Origin of the sequence: Kitasatospora sp. NPDC005856, from assembly GCF_040629945.1 — a bacterium.
Taxonomy (GTDB): domain Bacteria; phylum Actinomycetota; class Actinomycetes; order Streptomycetales; family Streptomycetaceae; genus Kitasatospora.
Window position 1 is genome coordinate 54,604 of the sequence record NZ_JBEXWT010000016.1, and the last position, 18,608, is coordinate 73,211.

The 18,608-nt window shown below is 73.8% G+C and carries 21 protein-coding genes; 16 read left to right on the top strand and 5 right to left on the bottom strand.

Going from position 1 to position 18,608, the window contains the following annotated elements:
* Positions 1-25 precede the first annotated feature (25 nt).
* From ABZ449_RS12885 to ABZ449_RS12895, 3 genes are read left to right on the top strand one after another with little or no spacing between them, the layout of a single operon-like run.
* Positions 26-961 (top strand): sugar ABC transporter permease, encoded by a 936-nt coding sequence (locus tag ABZ449_RS12885; protein ID WP_360344733.1) that lies wholly within the window; start codon positions 26-28, stop codon positions 959-961.
* On the top strand, positions 958-1,854 hold the full coding sequence (locus tag ABZ449_RS12890) for a carbohydrate ABC transporter permease (RefSeq protein WP_360344735.1): 897 nt from the start codon (positions 958-960) through the stop codon (positions 1,852-1,854). Before ABZ449_RS12885 ends, ABZ449_RS12890 begins: the two co-directional genes overlap by 4 nt.
* A gap of 55 nt (positions 1,855-1,909) precedes the next feature.
* Positions 1,910-3,304, top strand: a complete 1,395-nt coding sequence (locus ABZ449_RS12895; RefSeq protein ID WP_360344737.1) for an ABC transporter substrate-binding protein — start codon at positions 1,910-1,912, stop codon at positions 3,302-3,304.
* A gap of 163 nt (positions 3,305-3,467) precedes the next feature.
* On the opposite strand, the gene ABZ449_RS12900 is transcribed toward ABZ449_RS12895, so the two are convergent.
* Complete coding sequence (locus tag ABZ449_RS12900) at positions 3,468-3,737, bottom strand: helix-turn-helix transcriptional regulator (RefSeq protein WP_360344739.1); 270 nt, start codon at positions 3,735-3,737, stop codon at positions 3,468-3,470.
* Between the two features lie 98 nt (positions 3,738-3,835).
* Between ABZ449_RS12900 and map the strand changes: the two genes are divergently transcribed.
* From map to ABZ449_RS12925, 5 genes are all read left to right on the top strand, one after another.
* Positions 3,836-4,603 (top strand): type I methionyl aminopeptidase, encoded by a 768-nt coding sequence (gene map / locus ABZ449_RS12905; protein ID WP_360344741.1) that lies wholly within the window; start codon positions 3,836-3,838, stop codon positions 4,601-4,603.
* A gap of 59 nt (positions 4,604-4,662) precedes the next feature.
* A complete protein-coding gene (locus tag ABZ449_RS12910; protein ID WP_360344743.1) occupies positions 4,663-5,358 on the top strand; it encodes an HAD-IA family hydrolase in 696 nt (231 codons plus the stop codon).
* Positions 5,359-5,429: 71 nt separating this feature from the next.
* The gene (locus tag ABZ449_RS12915) at positions 5,430-5,855 is read left to right on the top strand and encodes a thioesterase family protein (RefSeq protein ID WP_360344745.1); all 426 of its coding nucleotides are present in this window, start codon (positions 5,430-5,432) and stop codon (positions 5,853-5,855) included.
* A gap of 150 nt (positions 5,856-6,005) precedes the next feature.
* Positions 6,006-7,517: an alpha/beta hydrolase gene (locus ABZ449_RS12920; protein WP_360344747.1), complete on the top strand. Its 1,512-nt coding sequence runs from the start codon at positions 6,006-6,008 to the stop codon at positions 7,515-7,517.
* Positions 7,518-7,751: 234 nt separating this feature from the next.
* A complete protein-coding gene (locus tag ABZ449_RS12925; protein WP_360344749.1) occupies positions 7,752-10,046 on the top strand; it encodes a transglycosylase domain-containing protein in 2,295 nt (764 codons plus the stop codon).
* Between the two features lie 126 nt (positions 10,047-10,172).
* Here ABZ449_RS12925 and ABZ449_RS12930 read toward each other — a convergent pair whose 3' ends face one another.
* Entirely contained in the window at positions 10,173-11,129 is a 957-nt protein-coding gene (locus ABZ449_RS12930) for an asparaginase (protein WP_360344873.1), read from the bottom strand.
* Positions 11,130-11,390: 261 nt separating this feature from the next.
* On the opposite strand from ABZ449_RS12930, the gene ABZ449_RS12935 reads away from it, so the two are divergent.
* Entirely contained in the window at positions 11,391-12,071 is a 681-nt protein-coding gene (locus tag ABZ449_RS12935) for a GntR family transcriptional regulator (RefSeq protein WP_360344751.1), read from the top strand.
* Between the two features lie 82 nt (positions 12,072-12,153).
* On the opposite strand, the gene ABZ449_RS12940 is transcribed toward ABZ449_RS12935, so the two are convergent.
* Entirely contained in the window at positions 12,154-12,750 is a 597-nt protein-coding gene (locus ABZ449_RS12940) for a hypothetical protein (RefSeq protein ID WP_360344753.1), read from the bottom strand.
* Positions 12,751-12,850: 100 nt separating this feature from the next.
* Complete coding sequence (locus ABZ449_RS12945) at positions 12,851-13,399, bottom strand: alpha/beta fold hydrolase (RefSeq protein WP_360344755.1); 549 nt, start codon at positions 13,397-13,399, stop codon at positions 12,851-12,853.
* A gap of 256 nt (positions 13,400-13,655) precedes the next feature.
* Here ABZ449_RS12945 and ABZ449_RS12950 point away from each other — a divergent pair, with 256 nt between their 5' ends.
* The 3 genes from ABZ449_RS12950 (at position 13,656) to ABZ449_RS12960 (ending at position 15,404) form a co-directional block, all read left to right on the top strand.
* Entirely contained in the window at positions 13,656-14,222 is a 567-nt protein-coding gene (locus ABZ449_RS12950; RefSeq protein WP_360344757.1) for a DJ-1/PfpI family protein, read from the top strand.
* Between the two features lie 187 nt (positions 14,223-14,409).
* Positions 14,410-14,820 (top strand): hypothetical protein, encoded by a 411-nt coding sequence (locus tag ABZ449_RS12955; RefSeq protein ID WP_360344759.1) that lies wholly within the window; start codon positions 14,410-14,412, stop codon positions 14,818-14,820.
* A gap of 56 nt (positions 14,821-14,876) precedes the next feature.
* Positions 14,877-15,404 (top strand): gamma carbonic anhydrase family protein, encoded by a 528-nt coding sequence (locus ABZ449_RS12960; protein WP_360344761.1) that lies wholly within the window; start codon positions 14,877-14,879, stop codon positions 15,402-15,404.
* Here the strand turns inward: ABZ449_RS12960 and ABZ449_RS12965 are convergent, their stop codons facing one another.
* Positions 15,405-16,631, bottom strand: coding sequence for an MFS transporter (locus ABZ449_RS12965; RefSeq protein WP_360344763.1), 1,227 nt, complete (start codon positions 16,629-16,631; stop codon positions 15,405-15,407).
* 175 nt (positions 16,632-16,806) lie between these two features.
* Between ABZ449_RS12965 and ABZ449_RS12970 the strand changes: the two genes are divergently transcribed.
* The 4 genes from ABZ449_RS12970 (at position 16,807) to ABZ449_RS12985 (ending at position 18,578) form a co-directional block, all read left to right on the top strand.
* Positions 16,807-17,052 carry a DUF2277 domain-containing protein gene (locus ABZ449_RS12970; protein ID WP_360344765.1) on the top strand — a complete coding sequence of 82 codons (246 nt, stop codon included), beginning with the start codon at positions 16,807-16,809 and terminating at the stop codon, positions 17,050-17,052.
* Positions 17,053-17,067: 15 nt separating this feature from the next.
* Positions 17,068-17,304, top strand: coding sequence for a DUF6296 family protein (locus tag ABZ449_RS12975; protein ID WP_360344767.1), 237 nt, complete (start codon positions 17,068-17,070; stop codon positions 17,302-17,304).
* A gap of 72 nt (positions 17,305-17,376) precedes the next feature.
* Positions 17,377-17,661, top strand: a complete 285-nt coding sequence (locus ABZ449_RS12980) for a DUF427 domain-containing protein (RefSeq protein ID WP_360344769.1) — start codon at positions 17,377-17,379, stop codon at positions 17,659-17,661.
* 56 nt (positions 17,662-17,717) lie between these two features.
* Positions 17,718-18,578: a hypothetical protein gene (locus ABZ449_RS12985; RefSeq protein ID WP_360344771.1), complete on the top strand. Its 861-nt coding sequence runs from the start codon at positions 17,718-17,720 to the stop codon at positions 18,576-18,578.
* Positions 18,579-18,608 lie beyond the last annotated feature (30 nt).

The following is an 18,608-nucleotide window of genomic DNA, read 5'->3' on the forward strand; positions in this document are numbered from 1 at the left end:
ATCACGAAAGGCGGACGCGCGACAGATGCCGACCGCACCGCACACCGGGCCCCTCCCGGGCCGCCGCTCCCCGCACCGGGGAGGGCGCTGGGGCGAACACGGGCTCGCCTGGGCCTTCCTGCTGCCCTCCCTGGTGGTCTTCGTCCTCTTCATCGGCTACCCGCTGGGACGGACGATCTACCTCAGCGGGCACGCCAACGACCTCTTCGGCGCGCCCTCCCGCTACGTGGGGACGAAGCACTACACCGACCTGTTCGCCTCGGCCGACTTCGGCCGCACCCTGACGACCACGGCGCTGTTCACGCTGCTCACCGTGGTGCCCGGGGTGCTCGGCGCGCTGGTGCTGGTGCTGCTGCTGGAGAACCGGATCCGCGGCGTGCGGCTGCTGCGCTCGGCGTTCGCGCTGCCCTTCGCGTTCTCGGTGGCCAGCGCCTCGGTGGTGTTCGCGGTGTTCTTCAACCCCGCCAGCGGGGTGCTCAACGGCCTGCTCTCGCACCTCGGCCTCGGCCCGGTCGGCTGGCTGACCGACTCCCGCTACGCGCTGCTCTCGGTGGCCGTCACCACGGTGTGGATGAACCTCGGCTACAACGTGCTGGTGCTCTCCGCGGGCATCGGCTCGATCCCGGGGGAGGTGGTCGAGGCGGCCCGCATCGACGGCGCCTCCGGCCTGCGGCTGGCCCGCTCGGTCACCATCCCGATGCTCGGCCCGAACCTGTTCTTCCTGACCGTGGTCTCCACCGTCCACGCGCTGCAGAGCTTCGGCCAGATCCACATCCTCACCAAGGGCGGGCCGGACGGCTCCACCCGGACCCTCGTCTACTCCGTCTACGAGAAGGCCTTCGCCTACGGCTCCAGCGACTTCGGCACCGCGAGCGCCCAGGCCGTGGTGCTGCTCGTGGTCGTCCTCGCCTGCACGGCCGTCCAGTTCGGCGTCCTGGAGCGGAAGGTGCACTACGCATGACCACCCTGACCACCGAGACCCGAACCCAGGCCGAGGCGCCCCGCCCGCGCGCCCGGGCCCTCGCCGGGCGCTCCCCGCGCGACCTGCTCGGCCGCGCCGCCGTCTACCTGCTGCTCGCCGTCGCGGTCGTCACCGTGGCCTTCCCGGTCTACTACGCGATCGCCGGCGCCTTCATGGGCCCGTCCGAACTCTCCTCCTACCCGCCGGCCCTGGTGCCGCACTCGGTCACCGGACGGAACTTCTCCGGCGCCGTGGACGCCATCCCGCTGGCCCGCCAGTACGCCAACTCGGCGATCGTGGCGACGGTCATCACCCTCGCCCAGCTGTTCACCTCGGTCCTCGCCGCCTACGCGTTCGTGTTCCTGCCGATGAAGGCGCGGGCCGTGGTGTTCGGGGTGTTCCTGGCCACGCTGATGGTCCCCTGGGAGGCCATCATCATCCCCAACTACCTGACGCTGTCCGGCTGGGGGCTCGGCAACACCTACTTCGGCCTGGTGCTGCCCTTCCTGGCTTCCGGCTTCGGCACCTTCATGCTGCGCCAGGCCTTCCGCCAGCTGCCCGGCGAACTGCGCGACGCGGCCCGGATCGACGGGGCCGGCCACTGGCGCTTCCTGTGGCGGATCGTCGTCCCGCTCAACAAGCCGGCCCTCGCGGCGCTGTCGATCTACGTCTTCCTGTCGGCCTGGAACCAGTACTTCTGGCCGCTGATCATCACCCGCACGGCGAACATGCAGACCCTCCAGATCGGTCTGACCTCGCTGCGCGACTCCGAGATGGCCGACCCCGGGCTGATCCTGGCCGGCGTCGTGCTCTCCCTGCTGCCCACCCTCGCCCTGGTGGTCTTCGGCCAGCGCTTCATCGTCCGCGGCCTCACCGCGGGCGCCGTCCGCTGACCCGTGTTCCGTGTCCCGTTCACGTCCCGCCTTCCCGGATAGAGAGAGAACCCTCGTGAAGAAGAGTGCGCGCGCGCTCGCGGCCCTGCTGGTGGCCGGCCTGTCCCTGACCGCCTGTAGCTCCAGCGGTTCCGGCTCCGGCTCCGGCGGCTCCTCCGACGCCGGTGCGCCCGGCGCCCAGGCCCTCGACCAGGCCTCCGGCGTCACCACCGTGGAGTTCTGGCACTCGATGACCGGCAAGAACGCCGAGGTGCTGAACGGGCTGGTCGGCCAGTTCAACGCCGCCCACCAGGGCAAGATCGAGGTCAAGGCGCAGTTCCAGGGCAAGTACGACGAGCTGGTCACCAAGTACAAGGCCGCGGTGCAGCAGAAGGGCACCCCCGCCCTGGCGCAGGTCTACGACATCGGCACCCGGTTCATGATCGACTCCAAGCAGACCGTCCCGGCCCAGGCCTTCGCCGACAAGGACGGCTACTCGCTGGACGACCTGGACGCCAACATCCGCAACTACTACTCGGTCGGCGGCAAGCTCCAGTCGATGCCGTTCAACTCCTCGATGCCGCTGCTCTACCTGAACACCGACGCCTTCAAGGAGGCCGGCCTCGACCCGGCGCAGGCCCCCAAGGACCTGGCCGAGCTGGGCGAGGTGGCCAAGAAGCTGACCAAGAAGGACGCCGACGGCAAGACCGTCCGCTACGGCTTCGGCGCCGCCATCTACGGCTGGTTCGTCGAGCAGCTGCTCGCCGAGTCCGGCGCCATGTACTGCGACAACGACAACGGCCGCGGCAACAAGGCGGGCAAGGTCGTCTTCGACTCCGCCCAGGGCGCCCAGATCGTCCAGTGGTGGGCCGACCTGGTCAAGGGCGGCTACGCGGCCAACACCGGCCGCACCACCGACGACGCCCAGGCCGCGTTCAAGGCCGGGACGGTCGCGATGCACCTGGAGTCCACCGGCGTGCTGCGCGGCTACACCGAGGCCGCGAAGTTCGGCGTCGGCACCGCGGCCTTCCCGAAGGTCACCGCCGCAGACCAGGGCGGCCCGGTGATCGGCGGCGCCTCGCTGTGGATCAGCGGCCCCGGCCACTCGGACGCCGAGAAGCGCGCCGCCTGGGAGTTCGAGAAGTTCGTCTCCGCCCCCGAGCAGCAGGCCGTCTGGCACACCGGCACCGGCTACTTCCCGGTCAACACCAAGTCCCTGGACGACCCCAAGGACAAGGAGTGGGTGGCCAAGTACCCGCAGTTCCAGACCGCGATCGACCAGCTGAAGGCCACCAAGCCGACCCCGGCCACGGCCGGCTGCCTGCTCGGCGTGATGCCGCAGGCCCGCAAGGGCGTGGAGACCGCGATCGAGCAGACCATCGCGGGCAGCAAGCCGGCCCAGCAGGCCCTGGCCGACGCGGCGAAGGAGCTCCAGCCGGCGATCGAGAGCTACAACAGCTCGGTCGGCTGAACCCGCCACGGCTGAACGCCCGGACCGCCGCGGCCGGACGCCGCCACGACGGTCGAGCGCCGCGACAAGACGGCCCGCCCCGCGCACCCCGCGCAGGGCGGGCCGCCGTCGTCCGGGGGTGCCGCCACGCCGGGTCCGCCGCGGAGGAGCGGCCGGGGGAGTGTCAGGCGGAGAGCGCCTCGCCGTCCTCCGGGAGTGCGCAGGCGGCCGCCAGTTCGTCCATGGACAGGTCGAGCGCGAAGGCCAGCGCCGCGATGGTGAAGAAGGACGGTGTGGGTGCCCGGCCCGTCTCGATCTTCCGCAGCGTCTCGGCCGAGACGCCGGCCGCCGCCGCCACCTCGACCATGCTGCGCTCGCCGCGCGCCTCGCGCAGCAGCGCCCCGAAGCGCTCGCCGCGCTCGCGCTCCCACGGGGTCAGCGGAGTCCTCACCATGCCGACGAGTCTACGGCCCCCTCGCCGCCCGGTGTCCACAGTCCGCGACCGTGATACAAATACCGGTATAAGAATTGGATCCAGGGGAGAGATGCACCATGGTCGAACTCAAGTCGGACACCGCACTGGCCGCGATGCGCGAGGCCGGACGGGTGGTCGCGCAGGCGCTGGCGGCCGTCCGGGAACAGGCGGCGGTCGGCGTGAGCCTGCTGGAGCTGGACGAGGTCGCGCGGGGCGTGCTCAAGGCGGCCGGGGCCTCCTCGCCGTTCCTCGGCTACCGCCCGGACTTCGCGCCCGTCCCGTTCCCGGCCGTCATCTGCGCCTCCGTGAACGACGCCGTCGTGCACGGCATCCCGGACGGCTACCGGCTGCGCGACGGCGACCTGGTGAGCATCGACTGCGGCGCCCTCCTGGACGGCTGGGCCGGGGACTCGGCGATCAGCTTCACCGTCGGCACCGCCCGCCCCGAGGACACCGCCCTGATCGAGACCACCCGGCGCGCCCTGGAGGCGGGCATCGCCGCCGCCGTCGTCGGCAACCGGACCGGGGACATCGCCCACGCCATCGGCACCGTCGCCCGCGCCGGCCGGTACGGCCTGCTGGACGGTTACGGCGGGCACGGCATCGGCCGCCGGATGCACGAGGACCCGCACGTGGCCAACGAGGGCCGCCCGGGCCGGGGTTACCCGCTGCGCCCCGGCCTGGTGCTGGCGATCGAGCCGATGCTGCTGGCCGGCGGACGCGACGACCACCGCACCGACCCGGACGGCTGGACGCTGCGCACCGTCGACGGCAGCCGGGCCGCCCACGTCGAACACTCCGTCGCCATCACCGAGGACGGCCCGCGCATCCTCACCCTGCCCTGAGCCGAACTGCCCTGACCCGGGCGGCCCGGAGCCGTCGGGCACCCCGTAGGCTCGGCCCCATGACCAAAGGCGTGATGTTCGACTTCTCCGGCACCCTCTTCAGGGTCGTCTCCACCGCCGAGTGGCTGGCGGCCCACACCGCCGCCACCGGCCTCGTCCTGCCCGCCCGGGAGGAGGCCGAACTGGTGGCCCGGCTGGAGGAGTTCGGCGCCCTGCCCGGCGGGGTGCCGCCGCGCCGCATCCCGCCGGAGGTCCAGCAGGCCTGGGACACCCGGGACTTGACCCCCGAGCTGCACCGCGCCGCGTACACCGCGCTCACCCGGGCCGCGGAGCCGCCCGCGGCCCTCGACGTGGACGCCCTCTACGAGTCCCACTGGGCGCCCGCGAACTGGCGCCCCTACCCGGACGCCGTCCCCGTGCTGCGCGAGCTGCGCCGCCGGGGCGTGCCGGTCGCGGTGGTGAGCAACGTCGGCTGGGACCTGCGGCCGATCTTCCGCGCGCACGGCCTGGACGAACTGGTCGACGTCTACGTGCTGTCCTGCGAGGTCGGCGCGCAGAAGCCCGACCCGGTGATCTTCGAGACCGCCTGCGAGCGGCTCGGCCTCGCCCCGGCCGACGTCCTGATGGTCGGCGACGACCTCACCTGCGACGGCGGCGCGACCGCGCTCGGCTGCGGCTTCCACCCCGTCGAGTACCTGCCCGTCGACCGGCGTCCGGACGCCCTCACGCGGCTGCTGGCCACCCTGCCCGGGTGAGCAGACCGGATCGGCGGGGGTGACGCAGGACACGAGGTGGGGCGCCCGCGGCCGGAGTACCGTGCGGGGGCATGAGTGACCAGGATTTCACCACACGCATCACCGTCCGCGGGTACGAGACCGACTCCCAGGGCCACCTCAACCAGGCCGTCTACCTCCAGTACGCCGAGCACGCCCGCTGGGAGTACCTGCGGGCGGCCGGGATCCGCCAGGCGGACCTGGTGGCCGAGGGGGTCGGCCCGGTGGTCCTGGAGACCACGGTCAAGTACCTGCGGGAGCTGCGCGCGGGCGACTCGGTGGAGGTCGGCTGCTCCTTCACCTGGCGGGACGGCAAGACCTTCCAGCTGGTGCAGCGGCTGGTCCGCGAGGACGGCGTGCTGGCCGCCGAGATCACCGGGGTCGGCGGCATCCTGGACCTGACGGAGCGCAGGCTGGTCGCCGACCCGCGCGAGCCGCTGCGCGCGCTGGCCACCGACCCGGACCTGCTCGGCCTCTGAACGGACCGGCTCCGCTCCACCACCCCCGCTCCCCACGGCTGGAGGCCGCGACCGGCGGCGGTCTCCACCGCGACCCGGGGGATTTCCCCACCCCGGACCGGCCTGCTGTCCGGATGGGCCCAAGTGCCCTGCCACAGCAGACTCTTGGGCATGACGAAGCCCACCCGCACCATCACCGCCGCGGCCACCGCGGCCGCCGCCCTCGCCGTCACCGCGCTGAGCGCCCTGCCCGCCGGTGCGGCCGACGCCGTGCCGTCCGGGAGGGACGGCCTGAGCTGGGAGGCCTGTGCCGGCACCCTGGACGACAGCCCCCAGCGGTGCGCCGAGGTCAGCGTCCCGCTGGACTACGCCGACCCGAACGGCCCCCGCATCACCCTCGCCGTCTCCCGGATCGCCGCCGCCGAACCCGGCCGGCGCCGCGGCGTCCTGCTGGCCGTCCCCGGTGGGCCGGGCGGCTCCAGTCTCGACCTCGTCCACGGCATGGCCGGACGCCTGCCGCAGCCCGTCCGGGACCACTACGACGTGGTCGGCTTCGACCCGCGCGGCGTCGGCCGCTCCACTCCGGTCAGCTGCGGGCTCGACCCGGCCGACCTGTCGATGGTCAAGCTGCGTCCCTGGCCGGCCGCCGACGGCTCGATCGACGGGAACCTGGCCACCGCCCGCCGCGTCGCCGAGACCTGCGCCCGCAACGGCGGCCCGGTGCTGCGCAGCATCTCCACCCGCAACGAGGCCCGCGACATCGACAGCATCCGCCGCGCCCTCGGCGAGCGCCGCCTCTCCCTCTGGGGCGTCTCGTACGGCACCTACGCGGGCGCCGCCTACGCCACCATGTTCCCCGAGCGGACCGACCGGATCGTGCTGGACAGCAACGACGACCCGGATCCGGCGCGGGTCGGGCGCGGCTGGCTGGAGGCCTACGGCCGGGGCATCGAGGACCGCTTCCCGGACTTCGCCAGGTGGGCGTCCGCTCCGGACAACCCGAACCGGGTCGCGGACACCCCCGAGGAGGTCCGGCCGCTCTTCCTCGACCTCGCCGCCCGCCTCGACCGGGCCCCGATCCCCTGGGAGGGCGCCAACCCGGCGGAGCTGAACGGCAACGTGCTGCGCGAGACCCTGTTGGAGACCATGTACGCGGACAGCAGGTTCCCGGAGCTCGCACGGCTGATGCTGGCCGGTCTGGGCCGGGCCGAGCTGCCGGCGGCGCCGGTGCTGAGCGAACAGGCCGCGCAGGCCGTGCAGAACAACGCCGCGGTCTCGGTCGGCACCCTCTGCAACGACGTCCGGTGGCCCACCGACCCGGCCGGCTACACCAAGGCCGTCGCCGAGAACCGGGCCGCCCGTCCGCTCACCGCCGGCCTGCCGGTGAACGTGATGCCCTGTGCCTTCTGGCCGTTCGCGCCCGCCGAGCCGCCGGTGCGGGTCACCGACCGCGGCCCGGCCAACGTGCTGCTCACGCAGAACCTGCGCGACCCCGCGACGCCGTACGCCGGTGCGCTCAAGCTGCGGGCGGCCTTCGGGGACCGGGCGCGGATGGTGACGGTGGACTCGGGCGGCCACGGCGTCTACGGGGCCAACGGGAACGCCTGCGGCGACCGGGTGGTGACGGACTACCTGGTGAGCGGCCACCGCCCGGCCCGGGACGTCTTCTGCCCGGCGGGCTGAGCGGCTGAGCGGCTGAGCGGCTGAGCGGCTGAGCGGCTGATCCGGCGCGGGCGTCGCGGCCCGAGCGCCGCAGGAGGCGGGCGCGCGGGGCGACCAGCCGTAGACGAACGGCCCTTGTCTCCGCGCGCACGCCCGTTCGACCCTCGGGAATGAGTCGAATCCGTCGCGATTTTGTGACAATCCTTCACCAGCACCGGCCTCCCAGGGCCTGGTGACGGCCGTAATGTTCGATCTATGTCACCGAAGAGCCGCATACCCGCCGCCTCGGACCCGGGCGACACCTGGGTGCCGCGCCCGAGGCGCCGCGCGACCCCGATCGGCATCCTGGGCCACGCGGCCACCTTCCTCGGCGCCAGCGTCCTGGGCGGCGTCCTGCTGGCGGGCCTGATCCTCCCGGCGGCCGGGGCGGTCGGACTCGGGGCGAAGAACGGCGCCGAGGGCTTCGAGAGCATCCCCGACGACTTCATGACCCCGCCGCTGACCCAGGCGACGCAGATCTTCGACGCCAAGGGCGGCCTGATCGCCAAGGTGTACGAGCGCGACCGGACCGTCATCCCCGCCGACCAGATGTCCCCGCTGATCCGCACCGCGCAGGTCGACATCGAGGACGCCCGCTTCTACGAGCACGGCGCCGTCGACCTCAAGGGCATCCTGCGCGCGATCACCAAGAACGCGGAGAGCGGAGCCGCCGTCCAGGGCGCCTCCACGCTGACCCAGCAGTACGTGAAGAACGTCAACGTGGAGAAGGCCGGGGACGACCTGGAGGCGGTGCGCGAGGCCCAGCGCAAGACCCTCGGCCGCAAGATCCAGGAACTCCGGTACGCCATCAAGCTGGAGGAGGACCTGACCAAGGACCAGATCCTCACCAACTACCTCAACATCACCTTCTACGGCCACCAGGCGTACGGCATCCAGGCCGCCTCCCAGCGCTACTTCAGCAAGGACGCCAAGGACCTCAGCCTGCCCGAGGCGGCGATGCTCGCCGGGCTGGTGCAGAACCCGTCCCAGTACGACCCGAAGCTGCACCCGGTGGCCGCCCAGAAGCGCCGCGACACCGTCATCGACAAGATGGTGGAGAGCAAGCACATCACCGCGGACCAGGCCCGGGAGGCGAAGGCCGCCCCGCTCGGCCTCGCCTACAAGGACCCGCGCAACGGCTGCATCACCGCCCAGGCCGGTATGGGCTTCTTCTGCGACTACGTCCGGCACGTGGTCAAGCAGGAGCCGGTGTTCGGCAAGAGCGCGGCCGAGCGCAAGAAGCTGTGGGACACCGGCGGCCTGAACATCTACACCACGCTGGACCCGGACAAGCAGGCCGCCGCCCAGAACGCCGTCTCCACCAAGGTGTACGTCACCGACCCGGTCTCGGCCGCGATGACGATGGTCGAGCCCGGCAGCGGCAAGATCCTGGCGATGGCGCAGACCCGCCCGTACGGCCTGGCCAAGGAGAAGAACGAGACCGTCGTCAACTACAACGTGGACGCGGCGATGGGCGGCGGCATCGGCTTCCAGCCCGGCTCCAACTTCAAGCCGATCGTGGCCGCGGCCGCCCTGGAGGCCGGTCTGCCGCCCACCCAGCGGTACGACTCGCCCAACCGGATGGACTGGCCGACGATGAGGACCTGCGACGGCACCTGGAAGAACCTCAGCAAGGGGAAGAAGGAGGGGACCATCCCCAACGAGAGCGCCTCCGAGGTCGGCCCGTACGAGCTCAAGCAGGCCATGGCGCTCTCCGTGAACACCTACTTCGTGCAGATGGAGCAGGAGATCGGCCTCTGCGCGGTCAAGCAGATGGCCAACAAGCTGGGCATGGAGGGCAAGGCGGACGGCTCGGCGCTGCAGGAGGTGCCCGCGCTCGGCCTCGGCACCCAGGAGGTCAGCCCGCTGACCATGGCCAACGTGTACGCGACCTTCGCCGCCCGGGGCACCTACTGCGCGCCGATGGCGATCAACCGGATCACCACGGTGGACGGCGCGGACGTCCCGGTGCCCCCGGCGCGGTGCAGCCAGGCGATGTCCGAGGACACCGCCGACGTGATCAACAGCGTGCTGCTCGGGGTGACCGAGAAGGGCGGCACCGCGCGGGACCTCGGCCTGGACGACCGCCGTCAGATCGCCGGCAAGACCGGGACGACGGACGAGAAGAAGTCCGCCTGGTTCACCGGCTACACCGGCAACCTGGCGGGCTCGGTCTGGCTGGGCAGCCCCGGCACCAAGGTGCCGATGCGCAACATCCGGATCGGCGGCAAGTACCAGGCCGAGGTCTTCGGCGCCACCGGCCCCGGCCCGATCTGGCAGCAGGCGATGAGCGACGCGGTGCGGAACATGCCGGAGAAGGACTTCACCACCGTCTACATCCCGGACCCGGTGCGGCGGGACACCAACTGCACCACCCCCGGCGGCTCGCCGGGCCCGGCCACCTGCACCGGCGCCCCCGCCACCGGCGGCAAGCCGCGCGGCGTCAACCCGGCCCCCGGCCGCACCGGGCCCTCCGTCCCGCCCGGCGCCACCGACCCCGAGGGCCAGTGACCGCCTGAGGACCGGCGAACCGCCCGGCCCCGCACGGGTACGGCTGCCCGTGCGGGGCCGCGGCGCGTCGGCGGGCGGGGACACGCACGGGTTCGAGGGCGGGTCCGAGGGCGGGGTCGACGCAGGTCAGCGGTCGGCGAGGAGCGCCGGGGCCGGGCGCACCGCGCCGACCGGTTCGCCGTGCCCGAGGACGGGGACGGTGGCCAGTTCGGTGAGGGTGTCGTCGGTGTCCACCGGGACGCCGAGCCGCCGAAGCGCGGCGACCAGGACCACGGGGCGGGCCCGGGTGGAGCCGTCCGCGATCTTGAGCGCGACGGAGGAGCCGTCGGGGAGCGCCAGGGCGTAGACCCCTTCCGCGCCGTCCTTGGCGACCGAGCCGGGGAGGGCGCGCATCAGGCGGGTCACGTCCCGACCGGTCCCGCCGACGTATTCGGCGTGCTCGTTCATCGCCCGGGCGACCCGCCGTTCCAGCGAACCGGCCGGGCCCGTCGCCAGGGTGGCGAAGGCCCGGGCCAGGCCGCGGTAGCCGATGGCGAACAGCGGCGCCCCGCAGCCGTCCACGCCGGTCGCGGCGACCTTCTCGCCCGCCAGGTCCTCGACGGTCTCGCGCAGGGCCCGCTGCAGGGGATGGCGGGGGTCGAGGTAGGTGGCCGTGTCCCAGCCGTTGGCGACACAGGTCGCGAGCATCGCGGCGTGCTTGCCCGAGCAGTTCATCGTCAGCGGAGTGGGACCGCCGCCGGCCGCCAGGTGGTCCCGCAGCGCGGCGTCCCCGATGGGCAGCGCGGCCGTGCAGCGCAGTGCGCGGGCGTCGAGGCCGGCACCGGAGAGGATCGCGCGTACGCCCCCGAGGTGGAAGGCCTCGCCGGAGTGGCTGGCGCAGGCCAGGGCCAGCAGTTCGCCGTCCAGGCCGAGCCCGGCCCGCAGCATGCCGAGGGCCTGGAGCGGCTTGTTGGACGACCGGGGGTACATCGGGCGGTCGGTCTCGCCGACGCTCAGGACGGTCCGCCCGTCCGGCCCGGTCGCGAGGACCGTCCCGTGGTGCACCGACTCCAGGAAGTCACCTCGCCACACCTCCGCCACCATCGCGTGCACGGCGCATTCCCCTCTCCTCGGCCCCACGGCCGAATCTCCTCGGCCCGACGGCCCGAGGGACGACCCAAAGTGTCAACAGTTATCACTCTAACCCTGTCTGCGCCGATGCCGCGGCCGGGTGCTGACATACTCGGGTCAGGCCCTGTCCACCGTCGTCCGCCGCCCCCCCGGCGTCGCGGCCGTCGCCCCGGGCACACCCCCTCACCTGGCCGGACGACGGAACGGCCAGTCCCGAACGGACGGACACCACCCATGTCAGAGACCCTCCGGCGCGGCCTGGCGGGCCAGCTCGTCGGCGCGCTCCGCGAGCGCATCCTCACCGGCGAGATCCCGTCCGGAACCCGGATCAACGAGGTGGAGGTCGCCCGGGAGCTGGGTGTCAGCAGAGGGCCCCTGCGCGAGGCCATCCGGCAGCTCGTCAGCGAGGGCCTGCTGGTGCACGTGCCCAACAAGGGTGCCGTCGTCTTCGAGGCCGGCGTGGCGGAGGTCGAGGCGCTGTTCGAGCTGCGGTCCGCGCTGGAGACCGCCGCCGCGCGCCTGGCCGCCGGGCGGCGCGACCGCAAGGACGTCACGGCGCTGCGCCGGGCGTGCGACCGGTCGAGGAAGCTGATGGCCGGGGGTCGCCGGTTCGCCCACCGCAGCAGCCTCGACTTCCACCGCGCACTGCTCGACGCGGCCCGCAGCCCCCGCATCGCCGAACAGGTGGAGCGCGTGCACCAGCAGATCACCGTGCTCCGCAGCCTGCACAACGTGCCGACCTCGCACACCGAGGCCTCGATGGCCGACCACGAGGAGCTCGCGGAGGCCATCGCCGAAGGCCGTGCCGACCGCGCCGCCGAGGTGATGGCCCGCCACCTCGACCGGGTGCGGGAACAGATGATCGCGCACATGGCGGACAGCGGCGACGCCGGGGTCGTGACGCCGGAGCAGTGACACCGGGGGGTGACGCCTGGGCCGTGACGCCTGGGCCGTGGCACCGGGGTGTCCGGTGTCGACGGGCCCGGGCCGGTCCGCCCTACCTCGCGAGTACCGGCTCGCCGCTGTCCTGGTCGAGGTTGAACACCCGCCGGTAGGAGTCGGTGACGACGGTGATCTGCGAGCGACCGGTCCAGCTCGCCTCCACCAGCCGGGCTTCGCCGTCGCCCCGGCCGATGTCGGCCAGCGACCAGCGCCGGGCCGACCAGCCCTCGCCGCTCTCCAGCAGCACCTGCCAGTGCTCCCCGGACTCCGGCCCGGTGGCGTACGAGCGGTGCACCACCACCAGGGCGCACTCGGCGCCGGCCGGGGCGTCCTCCCGGCTGCGGGTCTCGGCCGCCGACACCTTGTGCGCGGCCACCACCCCGAGCAGGAACACCACCCCGGCGGTCACCGTGACGGCCCGGGTGGCCGTCCGCACCGCAGTGCGCAGGTCGCCCAGCCAGGCGGCCGCGATCAGCGCCGCCAGCGCGCCGCCGAGCAGCAGCTCCGGCCGGTTGAACAGGTCGGCCACCAGCATCCGCCCGCCCGAGCGGCTCTCCCACTGCCCCTCGGTGTAGAGCAGGACGGCGGCCAGCCCGCCGACCGCCAGCAGCCGGACCAGGACGCGCCTGGCCCGGGACGTCCGTCGGCTCATCGTCCCCCGGCCCATCGTCCCCCGGTCCATCGTCCCCCGGTCCATCGTCCCCCGGTCCATCGTTCCCCCGCCCGTCGTTGCTCCGCCCCCGTTGCCGCGGTCACAGCTCGGCGAGCAGCTTCCGGCCCTCCGGCCAGTCGCCCAGTCCGGAGTCGGAGTTGAGGTGCCCGTACGCGCCCGGTTCGACGTACCGGGCGCCCCAGGCGGTGGCAAATGCGCGGGCGCGCTCGGGGGAGACCCACGGGTCGTCGGTCGAGGAGACCACCACGGCCGGGAACGGGAAGGGCTCCAGCGCCACCGGACGGAAGTCCACCAGCTCCGGGACCTCGGCGGTGTCGACGTCCGCCGGGGCCACCAGCAGCGCGCCCCGGACGGCGGCGGTCCGCTCGGCGGAGGCGGTGGCCACCCAGTGGGCCGCCGTGACGCAGCCCAGGCTGTGGGCGACCAGCACCACCGGGCCCTCGGCGGCGGCCGCGGCCACCGCCGCGTCCACCCGGGCCACCCAGTCCGGCCGCTCCGGGTGGTCCCAGTCCGCCTGCCCGACCCGGCGGAAGGACTCCGGCTCGGCCGCCTCCCAGCGGGTCTGCCAGTGCTCGGGGCCGGAATTCTGGTAGCCGGGGAGGACGAGGTAGGTGGTGGGGTCGGTCATGGGCTCCTCCGCGGGAAGGACGGTCGTGGGCAGCAGGAGTCTAGGACGCGGGCCGCCGGCCCCCGCAGCCGGGCGTCCGACCGTCGTGCACCCCTCACAACCGGCGCGCGCACGTCCGTGTGCGCCGTTGTGCGCTCGGTGCGCCCCGTTGCCAACGGTGACCTCGGTACGGGAGGTTGGACCGGGCCCGGGCCGGCCGCCACGGCCCGGCGCCCGTACCCGACCTGAGGCTCGACCACGTGGAGGGATGTCGGCGATGACATCGAAGATCCTGCTCGTCACCGGGGACGCCGCCGAGTCACTGGAGGTGTTCTACCCGTACCAGCGGCTGCGCGAGGAGGGCTACCAGGTCGACATCGCGGCCCCGACGAAGAAGCGCCTCCAGTTCGTGGTGCACGACTTCGTCGAGGGGTTCGACACCTACACCGAGAAGCCCGGCTACACCTGGCCCGCCGACGTGGCCCTCGCCGACGTCGACCCGGCCGACTACGTGGCCCTGGTCATCCCCGGCGGCCGCGCCCCCGAGTACCTGCGCAACGACCCGGACGTGCAGCGGATCGCGCAGCACTTCTTCGCCGAGGACAAGCCCGTCGCCCAGATCTGCCACGGCCCGCTGATCACCGCCGCCGCCGGCGTGCTGGACGGCCGCCGCACCTCCGCCTACCCGGCGCTGGCCCCGGACGTGAAGGCGGCGGGCGCCGAGTTCGTGGACGGCGAGGCCGTGGTGGACGGCACGGTCGTCTCGGCCCGCGCCTGGCCCGACCACCCGGCGTGGCTGCGCGCCTTCGTCGAGGTCCTGCGCACCAAGGCGCCGCTGAGCTGACCGGGCGTACCGGGCCCGTCCCCGGAGCCGTACCCCGAGCCGTCTCGGTGTACGGCTCCGGGATCCGTAGGGGTCCGCCGCCCGCCCGGAGGGGGACGACCGCGCGGCCGGTGTCGGGAATGGTGTCAAGTGACCGGGTGTACAGGGGAGTTGACGATCTCCTCCCTCCCCGGACCAGGAGGACGGCATGACCGTCGACCGTACCGCCCCGACCACCGCACGCCGCCGGCCGGCCCTGCGCGCCGCCGTCGCGGCCACCCTCCGCGCCCTGCTCGGCGGCCACCTGCTGCGCCCCGCCGAACTCGCCGCGATGAAGGAGACCACCACCCACGGCGAGGGCCGGAGTTACGGCCTCGGCCTCCAGCGCCTGGACACCCCGTGCGGCCCCTTCCGGGGCCACGCCGGCGGCAACCCCGGCTACAGCACGATGATGCTGTCCTCCCCGGACGGGGCACGGCAGTACGCCGCCGACGCCACCGTCTACGACGTCCCGGACGAGGCCGCCGCCCGGGCGGCCTGGGACAAGGTGACCGTCACCGCCCTCTGCGGGCCCCGGCCCGGAACCGCCGTACCCGACCTCGCCCGCACGGCGCCGTGACCGACCCCCTACGCTGACGGCGAGCCGACGGCCCACCGTCACCAGGAGGACGAGACATGGCAGAGCCGCTGATCGCCGCAGTCGGGGGCCGGGTGCCCGCCGTCGACCCGGGCGCCTTCGTGGCGCCGAACGCCGTCGTGGTCGGGGACGTGACCGTCGCCGCCGGCGCCGGCATCTGGTACGGCGCGGTGCTGCGCGGCGACGCCGAGTCGATCAGCGTCGGCGCGGGCAGCAACATCCAGGACAACTGCACCCTGCACGCCGACCCCGGCTTCCCGCTGGTGGTCGGCGAGCGGATCTCGGTCGGCCACAACGCCGTGCTGCACGGCTGCACCGTCGAGGACGACGTGCTGGTGGGCATGAACGCCACCGTGCTCAACGGCGCCCGGATCGGCACCGGCTCGCTGGTCGCGGCCGGCGCGGTGGTGCCGCAGGGCATGGTCGTGCCGCCCGGCTCGCTGGTCGCCGGCGTCCCGGCCAAGGTCCGCCGGGAGCTGACCGAGGAGGAGAGGGCGGGCATCACGTCCAACGGCGCCGGCTACCAGCTGCTCGCCGACGCCCACCGGGACATACGGCCCGTCTAGCTAGGCGGTGACCATCGCGGCCGTCGCTTCCGCCGCCGGGTGCGTCGCCGGTCCCGCCGCCGGTTCCGTCGCCACCGGGTCGGGCCGGCGCCGGTCGACCGTCCAGGCGAGCACCGCGATCACCGTCCCCGTGGCGGCCAGCCCCGCGCCGACCAGCGTCGGCGCGGTCCAGCCGAGTCCGGCGTCCAGCGCCAGTCCGCCGAAGTACGCGCCCTGGGCGTTGGCCAGGTTGAAGGCGCCCTGGACGGTCGCCGAGGCGAGGGTCGGCGCGCTGCGCGCCTTCCGGAGCACCAGGGTCTGCACGGCCGGCACGATCGCGAAGCCGAACAGCCCGATCAGCACCACCGTGACCGCCGCCGACCAGCGGGCGTGCGCCGTCACGGCGAACAGCGCGAGGGTGGCGGAGAGCAGGACGAAGGCCGCGCACACGGTGGGGCGCAGCGCCCGGTCGGCGGCGTACCCGCCCAGCACGTTGCCGATCGTCATGCCGACCCCGAACAGCGCCAGCACCAGGGTCACCGAGCCGGTGGCGTACCCGGAGACGTTCGTGAGCAGGGGGGCGATGTAGCTGTAGCAGGCGAAGAAGCCGCCGCAGCCGAACACCACGGTGGCCAGCGCCAGCCAGAGCTGCCCGCTGCGGAAGGCCCGCAGCTCGTGCCCGAGCCCGGACTGGCCGGGGGAGGGCAGCGCGGGCACCAGCCGGGCGATGGCGACCGTCCCGGCGGCCGCGATCAGCACGACCACCAGCATGGTCGCCCGCCAGCCCAGGTGCTGGCCGAGCAGGGTCGCGGCCGGGACGCCGACGATGTTGGCGACGGTCAGGCCGGAGAACATCACGGCCACCGCCCGGGCCCGCCGGTCCGGCGCGACCAGTTCGGCCGCCGCCACCGCGCCCGCCCCGAAGAAGGCGCCGTGCGGCAGCCCGGTGATCAGCCGGGCGGCGGCCAGGGTCCAGAAGTCCGGGGCCACCGCGCACAGCAGGTTGCCGGTCGCGAACAGCCCGGCGAGCGCCACCAGCACCGCCTTGCGCGGCCGGCCGGCGGCCAGCGCGGTCAGCAGCGGCGCACCGACCACCACCCCCAGCGCGTACGCCGAGATCAGCCAGCCCGCCTGCGGGATGGAGACGTGGAGACTGTCGGCGACCTGGGGGAGCAGCCCCATGGCGGCGAATTCGGTGGTTCCGATGGCGAACGCGGTGACGGCCAGCGCGAGCAGCGCGAGAGGCAAGGGGGTGACTCCGGAGTGATGCCGACGGACCGGGGAAGCGCGCGGCGGGATGAAATGGACGAAGGTGGGACGAATTCGTTCATCGGGCATCCTAATCCGGCCGGATGACGGCGCCGTGAGGTGCTCGTGACGAGAGGGAGTCGCCGACACGGCTCCCGCGAGCGAGACTGGGAGCATGTGCCGCAACATCAAGACGCTGCGACCCCCCGTCACGCCCGACGCCGGCGAGGAGGACTTCCACGCCGCCGCGCTCCAGTACGTCCGCAAGGTCTCCGGCTTCCGCGCCCCCGCGGCGCACAACCGGGAGGCCTTCGACCGCGCGGTGGAGGCGGTCGCGGAGGCCACCGCCCGGCTGCTCGCGGAGCTGGAGGTCCGCGGTTCGCACATGCCGGCCGCCGTGCCGGCCGAGGCCGCCGGGTAGGCAGGAGCAGGTGTGATGGAACCCGCCGAGCGCTACGCCCTCACCTTCCCCGGAACCCCGGGCACCCAGGCCCCGCAGGACGTCGTGGTGGTCACCCGCACCGATGCGAGCGGGCCGGGCGGCCATCCGGTGTACGAGGACGAGAGCGGCATCGTCCGGGCCGAGATCAGCGACGCCGGCGAGGTCCGGATGCTCGCCAGCGGCGGCCACCAGAGTCCGCATGTGCCGGTGCACGCCCACCCGATGCCCTGAACCGGCCCGACCGCGGTCGGCCGGAGCCGGGAACCCTGGGCGAGGCTGTCCGCCGTCGGGCACAATCGCCGTATGACCACAGCGAGTTGGCAGGGCGTCGTGATCGCCGAGAGCGCGGACACCGTCGTCGTCGAGGGCAACCACTACTTCCCGGCCGAGGCGGTGCGCGCCGAGTACCTGCGCCCCTCGGAGACCACCACGGTGTGCGGCTGGAAGGGCACCGCCGGCTACTACACCCTGGAGGTGGACGGGCGGACCAACCCGGACGCCGCCTGGTTCTACGCCGACCCGAAACCCGAGGCCGAGCACGTGCGCGACCGGGTGGCCTTCTGGCGGGGGGTGGAGGTCGCCGACTAGGCCGTTCCAGGCCGTTCCGGGCCGTGCCGTCGTCGCGAAAGGGGCACCGGATTCCCATGGCAGTCTTCCGCAGGCCGGGCCGCTCCCGGCCGGTCCCCGAGCCCGACCTGAGCGAGCAGCTCGCCGAACTGGTCGAGGAGTCCGAGCAGCCCGTCGGCCCGGTCGCCGAGTACGCGGCGGAGCAGCGCGGCCGCGGCCGGGCCGTGGTGCTGCACACCGCCCGGCTGCTCGGCCACGGTGGCCGGGCCGCCGCCAGGGGAGCGGCCAGGGGCGCCGTGTACGGCGGCAGGGCCCTGACCGAACAGCTGGTGCAGACCGCTCCCCGGATCCCGGTGCGCGACCTCGCCACCCTGCGGGCGCAGCACCCGGAGGCGGCCTTCCCGGAGCAGCTGGCCGACCTGTTGGTCGCCGGCGCCGTCCGGGCCTCCAGCGCGCTCGGCGCGGGCGTCGGAGCGGTGGCGATGCTGCCGGTGCCGCCCGCGATGCCGGTGGAGATCGCCGCCGAGACGCTCGCGGTGGCGGCCGTGGAGATCAAGCTGATCGCCGAGCTGCACGAGGTCTACGGCACCCCGGCGCAGGGCACCGCCACCCATCGGGCGGGTGCTTACCTCGGGGCCTGGGCCAACCGCCGAGGGATCGACGCGAGCCTGCTGGTGCGGCCCGCCGGCTTCGCCGCGCTGGCGATCAGCTCGGAGGTGCGCCAGCAGGTCCGCCGCCGGCTGACCCGCAGCTCGCTGCGGCACCTTCCGGCGGTGATGCCGCTGCTGGTCGGCGCCGGCATCGGCGCGACCATGAACCGCCGCGACACCCGCCGGCTGGCCGGCGAGGTGCGGCAGGACCTGCGCGAGCGCCGCCCGGCGGACGGCAGCTACTGGGCCGCGGCCGCGCCGGCGCCGAAGGGCGCGAAGGCTCCGTAACCGTGGGGAGCCGTGGGAGTCGTGGTGGGC

Bases quoted from the DNA above. Each gene is read 5' to 3' on its own strand.
- ABZ449_RS12890 (WP_360344735.1), top strand. From the start codon at position 958: ATGACCACCCTGACCACCGAGACCCGAACCCAGGCCGAGGCGCCCCGC.
- ABZ449_RS12900 (WP_360344739.1), bottom strand. From the start codon at position 3,737: ATGGTGAGGACTCCGCTGACCCCGTGGGAGCGCGAGCGCGGCGAGCGC.
- ABZ449_RS12925 (WP_360344749.1), top strand. From the start codon at position 7,752: ATGTCACCGAAGAGCCGCATACCCGCCGCCTCGGACCCGGGCGACACC.
- ABZ449_RS12885 (WP_360344733.1), top strand. From the start codon at position 26: ATGCCGACCGCACCGCACACCGGGCCCCTCCCGGGCCGCCGCTCCCCG.
- ABZ449_RS12960 (WP_360344761.1), top strand. From the start codon at position 14,877: ATGGCAGAGCCGCTGATCGCCGCAGTCGGGGGCCGGGTGCCCGCCGTC.
- ABZ449_RS12935 (WP_360344751.1), top strand. From the start codon at position 11,391: ATGTCAGAGACCCTCCGGCGCGGCCTGGCGGGCCAGCTCGTCGGCGCG.
- map (WP_360344741.1), top strand. From the start codon at position 3,836: ATGGTCGAACTCAAGTCGGACACCGCACTGGCCGCGATGCGCGAGGCC.
- ABZ449_RS12955 (WP_360344759.1), top strand. From the start codon at position 14,410: ATGACCGTCGACCGTACCGCCCCGACCACCGCACGCCGCCGGCCGGCC.
- ABZ449_RS12930 (WP_360344873.1), bottom strand. From the start codon at position 11,129: ATGGTGGCGGAGGTGTGGCGAGGTGACTTCCTGGAGTCGGTGCACCAC.
- ABZ449_RS12920 (WP_360344747.1), top strand. From the start codon at position 6,006: ATGACGAAGCCCACCCGCACCATCACCGCCGCGGCCACCGCGGCCGCC.
- ABZ449_RS12985 (WP_360344771.1), top strand. From the start codon at position 17,718: ATGGCAGTCTTCCGCAGGCCGGGCCGCTCCCGGCCGGTCCCCGAGCCC.
- ABZ449_RS12945 (WP_360344755.1), bottom strand. From the start codon at position 13,399: ATGACCGACCCCACCACCTACCTCGTCCTCCCCGGCTACCAGAATTCC.
- ABZ449_RS12970 (WP_360344765.1), top strand. From the start codon at position 16,807: ATGTGCCGCAACATCAAGACGCTGCGACCCCCCGTCACGCCCGACGCC.
- ABZ449_RS12950 (WP_360344757.1), top strand. From the start codon at position 13,656: ATGACATCGAAGATCCTGCTCGTCACCGGGGACGCCGCCGAGTCACTG.
- ABZ449_RS12940 (WP_360344753.1), bottom strand. From the start codon at position 12,750: ATGAGCCGACGGACGTCCCGGGCCAGGCGCGTCCTGGTCCGGCTGCTG.
- ABZ449_RS12910 (WP_360344743.1), top strand. From the start codon at position 4,663: ATGACCAAAGGCGTGATGTTCGACTTCTCCGGCACCCTCTTCAGGGTC.
- ABZ449_RS12975 (WP_360344767.1), top strand. From the start codon at position 17,068: ATGGAACCCGCCGAGCGCTACGCCCTCACCTTCCCCGGAACCCCGGGC.
- ABZ449_RS12980 (WP_360344769.1), top strand. From the start codon at position 17,377: ATGACCACAGCGAGTTGGCAGGGCGTCGTGATCGCCGAGAGCGCGGAC.
- ABZ449_RS12915 (WP_360344745.1), top strand. From the start codon at position 5,430: ATGAGTGACCAGGATTTCACCACACGCATCACCGTCCGCGGGTACGAG.